Below are 10940 nucleotides of genomic sequence, written 5' to 3'. Positions count from 1 at the left end.
CCTACCATTCAATCGTCTCTACCGGAACCGGTCTTTCATTCAGCTTCATACTTCCGACTTTTCCATTCTTCATCTTAATTACACGATCTGCCATCGGCGTGATCGCTGAGTTGTGTGTGATCAGGATCACCGTCATCCCTCGTTCACGGCACATATCCTGTAAAAGCTTCAATATTGCCTTACCGGTATTGTAATCCAGCGCCCCTGTCGGCTCATCACACAAAAGAAGCTTCGGGTTCTTTGCCAGTGCACGCGCAATCGATACCCTCTGCTGCTCCCCACCGGAAAGCTGTGCCGGAAAATTCTTCATACGGTCTGCAAGCCCGACTTCTTTTAAAACCATCTCTGCATCCAGTGGATCCTTGCAGATCTGAAGTGCCAGTTCTACATTCTCAAGTGCTGTCAGATTCGGAATCAGGTTGTAAAACTGGAATACAAATCCAATATCATCCCTTCTATAGGAAGTAAGCTGCCTCGACGAATACTTTACAATATTCTTTCCATCGATCCAGACCTCTCCACTTGTTGCCGTATCCATTCCCCCCAGAATGTTGAGCACTGTCGTTTTTCCCGCACCACTTGGACCTACTACAACTGCAAATTCACCTTTTTTTATCTGAAAATCAATTCCATCTGCTGCGGCAATCTCAACTTCACCCATACGGTAAATCTTACGGACATCCCGCATTTCAACAAATTCTTTCATCATCTTTCCCCTTATCTGTAAAAATTTTCTGCTTTTTTTAATTTTAACATATTGGAAAAGCAAATCAAATAAGAAGTCGTAAGATTATAAAACTTTCACATTTTCCATTTTTTGCACCATCTTTGGTAATATTGCATAATTTTATAGTATCATTTTTGTAACATTTGTCTTTTCTGCGAATTTACAGAAGAGCATACACATGATATTATAATATCAAGTTAAGGATAGCACTTAACGAAACTAAATAAGACGTTTTCAGTATTTTGATACTTTTTATTTTCATTTCTCCTTTAATGAAATTACAGAAAAAGAGCTTACGACATTTCCCCCGATCATATGTCGCAAGCTCTTTTTCCATTATCTGAATCTTTCCGGCATTCACAAACAGTATCCTCCTCTATTTTTCCCCTTGCTTCCGGAGTAAACTTTCAAAAATTACAGTTTTCCTTGTAACTTTCTGTAACCTCTTGTTAATTATTAGACATTATATATTTTTACCGTTAAAATTTCCTTTTTTTGCATTCTTTTGTCAATCTTGTTTTGCACCTCGTTATTTTGCACAATTTTATTTTAACTTTCCAGTTCTTTTAGTTTTTTTTGCGAATATACAAAACTTCCGGCAAATGCTATTATAATAACAAGTTAAGGATAACACTTAACCGAACAAAATAAGACGTTTTCAGTATTTTGATACTTTTTATTTTCATTTCTCCTTTAATGAAATTATTGGAAAAAGAGTTTACGACATTTCCCCCGATCATATGTCGTAAGCTCTTTTTCTTTTTCAGGATTTTCATACCGGTCTCCTCATGTTCGAAAATTTTTTATATTGACATTTACAATAAGCATTCCTAATTCCTTCTCAAAAACACATTTGTTCTTACACAGAAATCATTCGCACTCATTTTTTTGCATTTATGCAAATTTTATTATCAATTTCTAAATTCCAGATAACCTTTTGTATAAATTGATTTTTCCCCTGTTATTTTGCACAATTTTATTTTTCAAAGCTTTTTTCTTTTGTTTTTTTTGCGAATATACAAATTCCCAGCCTCTTGGTATTATAATATCAGCTTGAAGATAACAACTAGATAAGAATTCCTCGGTGGGGCGGCATCTTAGTCAGTCACAATTGCCCCACTTGATCAGGAATCAAAACCAAATAAGACGTTTTCAGTATTTTGATACTTTTTATTTTCATTTCTCCTTTAATGAAATTACAGAAAAAAGAGTTTACGACATTTCCCCCGATCATATGTCGTAAGCTCTTTTTTCATTCTGCCCAACTCTTTTTCCCATATATAGATGTTGTGGGCAAAAGGTATTTTGACCCCTTTGATACCAGATTGCTACGTGCTTTGCACTCTCGCAATCTTCTAAATTCTCCAAAACTTCTTTCTTATAAAATTTTACCACGTTCCCAGGCATCATCATTCATTTTTCCACCTCTATTCTGTAGATCGCTACATATTCTGTCAAAAGAAAATGGAAATGTCAACACGGCATTTCCATTTTCTTTCAAAGCTATTTTTCTGTCTTTATACATTTTCTTGCAAGAATACAGATTACGATGGTAATGACCATATCCGGGAGTGTATTTCCAAGCGGAATATCCACATTCATCAGAATACGATAAAGTATAAAACCGATCACCCAGATCACACCATTCATGACATCCAGAGATACTTCCAGGCTGTCCTTTCTCTTCAGAATGAAGAAATCCGCAATCTGGATTGCGATCATCGGCGCGAATACGGAACCGATCAGGTACAGGAAATCGGTAATGTTGTCCATCGGATAAACGATCGCTCCGATCATTCCGATCACAGTGACAACAATTGCTGCATATTTCCCATTGATTTTTGAAAATACTGACTCTGATGAAATTCCTGCTGAGTAAGCATCCAGAAAAGTCGTCGTAACGGTAGAAAATACAATGATCAGAAGTCCTGCTATTCCAAGTCCGGCCTTCACCATGATATTTGCAATATCAGACTCTCCTGTGTAAATCGCGGCGTTCATACCGATCACATACATCCAACAGCTGACAACTCCATAAACAACGGCACTGACTGCGGTTGCTTTTACCGGTTCTTTTGCTTCTCTTGTATAGTCACTGATCAGTGGCAGCCAGGAAAGTGGCATGGCAACGGAAAGCTCTACCGCTGCACCAAACGTCATGGCATCTCCACCTGCGCCTGCTACCGATCCATCACCAAAGATCACTTTGCTGAGTACCAGTGTCAGGATAAATAAAGCAGCCATTGCAACCGTGTTGATCTTGCCAAGATTTGTGATTCCGATCACAATCCATAAGATGATCAGTGCACCGATCACCAGACACCATACCCATCTGCCGGTATGAAGAACACCATTTGCTGCAAGTGCCCCATCATAAATCATAATCGCTGTCCAGCCAACCAGCTGCAGCACATTCAGGAAGGAGAAGAAGACTCCTCCTTTCTCGCCAAAACTCATTTTTACTGTTTCCATTGCACTTCGTCTGGTCTTTCCACCAATTACTCCGGCAAGGAAAAGCATCGTGCATCCTATGATATGACCAATAATAATCGCCAGAACTCCTTTTCCGAATCCAAGAGGCGCAAAATAAGTACCGGTCAGGATCTCTGCAAGGGACACGCCTGCCCCAAACCAGATCAGTCCATTTTCAAAGATAGAGGTTCCCTTTTCATTCATACTTCTATTCCTCCACTTTGCTTTCTGTATATTCATTTTTAATTGCAAATCCATGATTCATCGGACCACTGCCTTTACCAAGATCCAGCATTGCTGCAAGTGCTCCGGAAATGTATTTCTTCGCACGTTCTACTGACTCATCCAGATCATATCCTTTTGCAAGATTTGATGCGATCGCACTGGATAAAGTACATCCTGTTCCGTGCGTATTCGGATTGTCGATCCGCTCTCCGTAGAACCACTTATATCCACCGTCTCTCCACAGCAGATCATTGGCATCATTCAGCTGATGCCCTCCCTTACAAAGAACTGCACAGTGATATTGGGTGCCGATCTCTTCTGCTGCTTTTATCATATCCGCCTGCGACTGGATTTTCATACCTGCAAGCACTTCTGCTTCCGGGATATTCGGAGTCAGAACGGTTGCCATCGGAAGCAGGCGGCTCTTCAGCGCATCAATCGCTTCCTCGCTGATCAGTCTTGCTCCACTTGTTGCTACCATAACCGGATCAACTACAATATTTTTCGCATCATATTCTTTTAATTTGTCTGCGATCTTTGTGATCAGACCACTTGAAGATACCATTCCAATCTTCACTGCATCCGGGTAAATATCCGTGAAAATATTATCCAGCTGTTCTCCCAGGAATTCCGGCGTTGCCTCCATAATTCCTGTAACTCCGGTTGTATTCTGTGCAGTAAGAGCCGTAATTGCGCTCATAGCATAGACTCCGTTACTGATCATTGTTTTGATATCTGCCTGGATACCTGCTCCTCCGCTTGAATCGCTTCCTGCAATTGTAAGTGCTGTTCTCATTTGACTCTCTTCCTCTCTTTTTCCATAATTCTGAATATTTTGTATAAAAAGAATGTGCCTTGGCACATTCTCACGCCGAGCACAGTTGCCTGCGACATGCTTCATCTTCGTGCAAGTACGCATCTCCGGCACGTAGTATCTTTTGTTTCATAGGAAGTTCCTTCGGCATTTCCTATGAATTAAAAAGAAACACCTGCCATGCACAAGTGTCTCTGATGTTGTCTGCTTTGTAACTCCTGTTAGACTCTCTCTGGTTCTGGATAAGCCTCTCCAAAAGTCTCAACAGTCACTTTTTTCATCTTCTGTTCTTCCAGCGGTCTGTCACTGTAGTCTGTTGCCGTCTCAGCAATTTTATTTACAACATCCATACCTTCTGTAACTTTACCAAAAGCTGCATATGCACCGTCAAGATGTGGTGAAGTCTTATGCATGATGAAAAACTGTGATCCTGCTGAATCCGGATGCATTGCACGCGCCATCGAAAGAACGCCCGGTTCATGCTTCAGATCATTTGCAAAACCGTTCTGCTTAAATTCTCCTTTGATACTGTATCCAGGGCCACCCATTCCGGTTCCATCCGGGCATCCACCCTGGATCATGAATCCACTGATGACACGGTGGAAGATCAGTCCATCATAGAATCCCTTATTTACAAGAGATACAAAGTTATTCACTGTATTCGGTGCGATTTCCGGATATAATTCCGCTTTGATCACATCGCCATTTGCCATTTCAAATGTTACTATTGGATTTGCCATTTTATACAATCTCCTTTTCATTGATTTCTCTACCTATTGTAACGGAACTTTTCCCGTCCGTAAATAGTTTTTAGAAAGTCTTTATACATTTTCCAGACGATATCCGATCATACCGCCCTTTTCTTTTTCTCCGGTATTCCAAAGTTCTTCCAGGTTCAGCCAGGTTTCTTCCCCATAGGTCGCAACCCGGATCCAGAATCCGTCCTCTTTTTCTTCATAACCGATCACCAGAAACCAGTGCCAGATAAAATCCTCAAACTTCTCTTTATTCTTGTGCCGGAGCATCAGATACGGGATCGGTATCTCCTTTCCGATCTGCTGTCTGACAAACTGCTTTGCCTCCGTCACCGTATGCTCCCCGGAAAATTCTTTCATTTCCGCAGAAACACAAACTCCACCATCTTTCTGCTTATCCTTCAGATATTCGCGGAATCCGTCCGTATACAGATATAATTTGTTAACTCCATTGATCCGCGGTCTCAGATAAGGCTTCATGATCTGGCTGTATTTTTTATATTCCTCTTTATTCAACTTCCATGTATCAAACGGATACAGGCTTTTCATCCCAAATTTTCTTGCAAAATAGATACAGCTGTCGCATGCAGTTGCCGCAGCGCAGCCACCCACATGCATGACCACATTGGTAAACCAGTCCTGATTTCCGCCAAATTCACCGTCTATTGTAAAATATTCCAGTTCCTTTTTCATGCCAGTCCTTCCTTTCTGTCCTTCTGCCAAACCTTCCTGCCAGTGAATCTTCGGCTATTTTTCTTTCTCTTCCGGCTTCAGTGTCGATAAGAAAACTGCAACCAGAATGATCACACCACCAAGGCACTCCCGGAAGCTTGGAACTTCTTTCAAAAAGAGAAATGCACTCAGAGTTCCGTATACCGGCTCCAGTCCGGACAGAATCCCCGCTGTCCTTACCTTGACCGTCCGAAGCCCACCGATAAATAAAGAATGTGCAACCGCAGTGAAAATAATTCCCAGCATCATCAGAACACCCGCATCTGCCAGTGTGATCACCGGCTTTAACACAAAAAGTGTCGGAATCAGAACGATCGTCGCTGTTCCCTGTTCATAAAGGGACACCAATGTCGCCGGGTATTTACAGGAAAAACGCCGGTTCATCAGTGAAAGCACTGCATAAGTAAACGCGCTCAAAAGTCCCCACAGAACTCCCTGTGTGATCTGATTGTCCATCTGAAATGCCGGTACGATAAAGAAAACTCCGACCAGCATCATCAGTGTACAAAATACATCTGATTTTTTCAGTTTTTCATGAAACAGATATGGCTCCAGAAAAATTACAAATACTGGAAATGTAGATACCGTAAGCGTCCCGACAGCAACAGTCGAACTCTGAATCGACTGCATATAACTGCTCCAGTGTACCGCAAGAACCATTCCGGCTCCGATCATCCAAAAATAATCACTTTTCTCCTCCAGGCGAATTTTCTGCTTCTTAAAACGCAGAAAAAGCCAGAGGAAAATGGATGAAAAAAACACTCTTCCAAGTACAATGATCACCGCCGGCAGATCTACCAGCTTTGCAAAAAGCCCTACAAAGCCAAACAATGCAACAGCAATATGTACTGAAATTAACCCTTTCCCCTGACTCTCTTTCATATAAAAATCCTTTCTTTATGCCTTCTTTTTCGGTAATGACAGGATTGTAACTGCTCCGATGATCCCCACAAAGCCAAACAGATCCATCCATGAAAATGCACCTCCCATGAACAGGATTGAAATAACCGTTGCGGTCAGCGGTTCTATCGATGCAAAAAGACTTGCTTTTGTTCCTCCGATCAGCCGGACACCTTCCATGTAGCATCCAAAAGACAGCACGGTTCCAATGATAATCACGACTCCCACACACAGCACGGTCTGCCAGTCCCAGATAATTCCCTGTATCGTCCACGGTCTGACAACCGGAAGTAATAAAATTCCACTCACTAGCATCGCCCAGCCAACAATCTCAAAGGTTCCATACTCGTTCATCAGCTCTCCCGGAAGCAGATTGTAGAAGACGGTTGCCACTGCTGAAAGAAGTCCCAGAACCAGCGTTATTTTTGAAATACTGAGTTCTGTCAGATTCCCGTGAGTAGCAAGAAGCACGGTTCCTGCAAACGCCAGAAATAATGCAGTAAGCTCGGTACAGTTCGGCATTTTCCGATTACGGATGGCAAGATATATCATGATCATAACCGGCGCTGTATACTGAAGTACCGTCGCAATACCGGCATTGGAATCGTCCACCGCCATATAGTATGTCATCTGGCATGCAGCAATTCCGATCACGCCATAAAGGATCATCCGAATCGCATGTCTTTTATTTTTCCATACTCTCCAGGTATCCTTTCCCTGCTTTCTGTATACAGCCGTAAGCAGGATAATTCCTACAATAATAAGTCTTACATTTACCAGCCACTGTGCTGTCATTCCTCTGTATACAAAAGAATATTTTCCAAACACTCCTGCCAGTCCCCAAAATATTCCACCCATAATGGTAAGTGCAGTTCCTCTTAAGTTCTCACGGCGGTCAAACTTCTCCGTAAGTTCTGTTTTCCCCATTTGTAATTTCCTCTCAAATCAACTCTTCAAAATTAGACTCTGACACGTTTCCCTGCATCTGGCTCTTACCTATTGCAATGACTATCCAGCCCAAAGTTGTCTACATGCCGGAAACTTCTATTTTTAATCTATTCTGCCTCGTTTACCCGGAAATGTTCCATCAAAACTGGCATATACTCTTTACTATATTCTCCAAGAGAATAGTTTCCCCTGTTCAGACACCAGTCCGATACCAATGCCCGCTCACAAAGTGAATAATATTTTGTAATTTCCTGAATACTCTTCTCTCTGCTGATCTGGTTGCGCACATGTCCTTCTTCAATAATCCGGCTGATCAGTTTATAATAAGTACGGTTCTGATCCAGAAGATTACGGTCTCCCTTTGCGATCAGCTGTGTCGAATACAAAGATGATAACAATGCGACATCAATTTTCTGCTCCATAAATGAATGCGAACGGTAATTGAGATACATCAGTTTATCAAAACTGTTCATTTCCGGATCCAGTTCCTCTTCAAGCTTTGCATAATTCTCATCCAGAATAGTTGATAATGTATCAAGCAGAGAATCTTTACTGCTGAAATAATAATAGAACGATCCTTTTGATGTCTCAGAAAGACGGATGATATCATCTACTGTCGTATCATCATATCCTTTTTCATAGAACAATTCCCATGCGGCATCTACGATCCGCCGCTTTACATTCTGTTTTGCTGCCATCTATCTACCTCCTGTGGTATCATGTTCCTCATAGACCGCTTACAGCTATTCGACATCTGCGGTCGTCGCTTGCGGCATTCTTCCTCTTCGCACGAATGCGCATCCCCGACACGCAGTGTCTTTTATTTCACAGGAAGTTCCTTCGAATTTTCCTATGAATAAAAGAAGGACCGGCTGCGTCATACGCCCCGGTCCTTCTCAGGTTTACGTGGACATGTTTTTCCCCGTAAACAAGTATATCGTATCTACATTCCTTTTGCAACATCAACACAGGCCTTCATTGCATCAATGATCGCACTTCTGAATCCGTGTTCTTCCAATACACCTACGGCTTCAATCGTTGTTCCTGCCGGTGAGCATACCATGTCTTTGAGTTCTCCCGGATGCTTTCCTGTTTCAAGAACCATCTTCGCACTTCCAAGAACTGCCTGTGCTGCAAATTTGTATGCCTGTGCTCTCGGCATTCCCTCTGCAACAGCGGCATCTGCCATTGCTTCGATAAACATAAATACATATGCCGGTGAACTTCCGCTTACTGCAACAACTGCATCCATCATATGCTCTGTCACAACTTCTACTTTGCCAAATGCAGAAAGGATCTTGCATGCATAATCAAGTTCTTCTTTTGTTACATACTCATTCGGCGTGGCAGCTGTCATACCTTCTCCAACCATAGCCGGAGTGTTCGGCATTGTACGAACAATCTTAACATCTTTTCCAAACTGTTCGGCAAGCCATGCAAGTGTCTTTCCTGGTGCGATCGTGATAATAAGTTGTTCCGGTCTTACCAGATCTTTTACTTCCTGAATGACATCTGCATAAAACTGTGGTTTTACAGAAAAAATAACAACTTCTGACTTTTCAATTACTTCTTTATTGCTATCGGTAACATTGATTCCATAAAGTTCTTTTACTTTTTCGCGGCCTGGTGCAAAAAGATCTGCTCCGATGATTTCTTCCGGTTTGAATACGTTACTTTTAATAACGCCTCCCATAATTGCTCCTGCCATATTACCTGTTCCGATAAATCCTAATTTCATAGTCTTTCTCCTCCTGATGAACTTAAAACCTTATACATTTTCATTTTTAATTTGTATACAATCTTTAAATTTGTATACAAATTTCTTTCTGCATTCAATGTATCACTTCCCCTGTTTAAAGTCAACATTTTCACAATAGAAAATGCCGTTTTCCGTCGAAAATACGTGCACCATTGTATACAATCACCAGTCTGTACTCTTATATTAAACGCGACTTTACATATACCCAATTTTGTTTTTTACAAACCCCGTTTTAATGTGTTATACTTAATATATTCACCAGACAGAGGGGGATTTCACATGGCTGAAAAAAGGAAATCACTTGCCGATCAGGCTTATGAAATTATCAAAAATAATATTATGAATCTGACTTATCCACCAGGAATGCCTCTTACAGAAGCACTTCTGACAGAAGAACTTGGTATGAGCCGTAATCCGGTACGCACTGCACTCAAAATGCTGCAGTCTGAAGGTCTGATCGTTACCGATTATTATAAATCCATGACTGTAAAAGAAATCACCGATAAAGATATCAATGAACTTTATCAGCTCCGCGAACTCTTAGAGGGCAGTGCATTTAAACTGATCTTTGAAAGTGGAAAAGCAGAAGAATATTCCTATCGAATTGAAGAAAAAGTGGTACATATGTGTGCGGTTGCTTCCGATGTTTATGAGTGGGAGCTTGCTGATACGCAGATGCATCTGGAAATTGTCAGCATTTTCAATAATGACCGGATCACCAAATTCTACGAATCCAATTTATCAGAGCTGGTAAGAGTGGGTATGTATTCGCTGAAAAACGGCATGCGGATCGTTCCAACGAATGAGAATTTGAAAAAAATGGTTAAATATATGCGTAAAAATGATTATGAGCGGGCTTTTGCAATCCTGAAAAAAGATCATTTTATGCAGGGAAAAGACAGCGCCATGAAAGAAGAACAGAAAAATGGATGATTCAACAAATAATCGTATGAAAAAAATAGTAACTCCTATCGGAGAATTCACAATAAATTCTTATGAGATTCCTGCTGGTTATACACTTTACAGCTCTCCTGCTATTGTTTCAGATTCTGACGATATCTATAAAATTATCACAATAGATCAATTAATTCAGATTAGAGCAGATAAATACACTCCTGTTCTTCATCAGAATTGCATGATTCCAGAAGAGAAAACCATCTATCCACTGACGATTATCCATTGTCATGATGATCAGATTATTTTGAAAGATCATTATCATTCTCTAACCTTGGATCTTCATAAATTACCGGATATTCAGATTCATCCTTGGTACCCTCTTCTAAAAAAGAAGAGCTGCATTCCCTGTACAAATTGTGGCAGATGCGGCTGGTAAAATATCCCTAAAAAAGATTTGTATTTCTACTTTTACGATTTACAAATCTTTTTTTATACTATTCTTCCGCAAAAGTTATCAGTTGGCTCACGGCTCTTTTCTGTTATCCCTGGATTATTGCACAAAAAAAGCTGCAAACCATCTGGTCTACAACTTCTCTCGAATTATCTCATGTACCTTCAAAACCACATACAAACTTAAATCTTTACTCCATCCATTTCTTTACCCTGTCCTACCTTCTTGGTTATGCCCTCGACCGATTAGTAACAGTCAGC

The 10940-nt window shown here is 40.9% G+C and carries 11 protein-coding genes; 2 read left to right on the top strand and 9 right to left on the bottom strand.

All coding sequences use genetic code 11. From position 1 onward, the window contains the following. Position 1 precedes the first annotated feature (1 nt). From G4407_RS05210 to proC, 9 genes are all read right to left on the bottom strand, one after another. On the bottom strand, positions 2-706 hold the full coding sequence (locus tag G4407_RS05210) for an ABC transporter ATP-binding protein (RefSeq protein ID WP_173688101.1): 705 nt from the start codon (positions 704-706) through the stop codon (positions 2-4). Between the two features lie 1524 nt (positions 707-2230). After that, positions 2231-3403 carry a putative hydroxymethylpyrimidine transporter CytX gene (gene cytX / locus G4407_RS05205; protein ID WP_173688016.1) on the bottom strand — a complete coding sequence of 391 codons (1173 nt, stop codon included), beginning with the start codon at positions 3401-3403 and terminating at the stop codon, positions 2231-2233. 4 nt (positions 3404-3407) lie between these two features. Further along, complete coding sequence (gene thiD / locus G4407_RS05200) at positions 3408-4220, bottom strand: bifunctional hydroxymethylpyrimidine kinase/phosphomethylpyrimidine kinase (protein ID WP_173688015.1); 813 nt, start codon at positions 4218-4220, stop codon at positions 3408-3410. 239 nt (positions 4221-4459) lie between these two features. After that, positions 4460-4978, bottom strand: a complete 519-nt coding sequence (locus tag G4407_RS05195) for a peptidylprolyl isomerase (protein WP_173688014.1) — start codon at positions 4976-4978, stop codon at positions 4460-4462. Between the two features lie 81 nt (positions 4979-5059). Continuing rightward, positions 5060-5686: a hypothetical protein gene (locus G4407_RS05190; RefSeq protein ID WP_173688013.1), complete on the bottom strand. Its 627-nt coding sequence runs from the start codon at positions 5684-5686 to the stop codon at positions 5060-5062. A gap of 54 nt (positions 5687-5740) precedes the next feature. Beyond that, positions 5741-6607: a DMT family transporter gene (locus G4407_RS05185; RefSeq protein WP_173688012.1), complete on the bottom strand. Its 867-nt coding sequence runs from the start codon at positions 6605-6607 to the stop codon at positions 5741-5743. A gap of 15 nt (positions 6608-6622) precedes the next feature. Next, the gene (locus G4407_RS05180; protein ID WP_173688011.1) at positions 6623-7552 is read right to left on the bottom strand and encodes a DMT family transporter; all 930 of its coding nucleotides are present in this window, start codon (positions 7550-7552) and stop codon (positions 6623-6625) included. A gap of 128 nt (positions 7553-7680) precedes the next feature. Further along, positions 7681-8271: a TetR/AcrR family transcriptional regulator gene (locus G4407_RS05175; RefSeq protein WP_173688010.1), complete on the bottom strand. Its 591-nt coding sequence runs from the start codon at positions 8269-8271 to the stop codon at positions 7681-7683. 245 nt (positions 8272-8516) lie between these two features. Continuing rightward, the gene (gene proC, locus G4407_RS05170) at positions 8517-9311 is read right to left on the bottom strand and encodes a pyrroline-5-carboxylate reductase (RefSeq protein WP_173688009.1); all 795 of its coding nucleotides are present in this window, start codon (positions 9309-9311) and stop codon (positions 8517-8519) included. A 300-nt stretch (positions 9312-9611) separates the two neighbouring features. On the opposite strand from proC, the gene G4407_RS05165 reads away from it, so the two are divergent. Then, positions 9612-10265, top strand: a complete 654-nt coding sequence (locus G4407_RS05165; protein ID WP_173688008.1) for a GntR family transcriptional regulator — start codon at positions 9612-9614, stop codon at positions 10263-10265. Further along, entirely contained in the window at positions 10258-10665 is a 408-nt protein-coding gene (locus G4407_RS05160) for a hypothetical protein (protein WP_173688007.1), read from the top strand. Before G4407_RS05165 ends, G4407_RS05160 begins: the two co-directional genes overlap by 8 nt. Positions 10666-10940 lie beyond the last annotated feature (275 nt).

It is taken from the genome of Allocoprococcus comes (assembly GCF_013300725.1).
Classification (GTDB): Bacteria; Bacillota; Clostridia; order Lachnospirales; family Lachnospiraceae; genus Allocoprococcus; species Allocoprococcus comes_A.
This window is presented reverse-complemented; position numbering and strand designations above follow the sequence as displayed.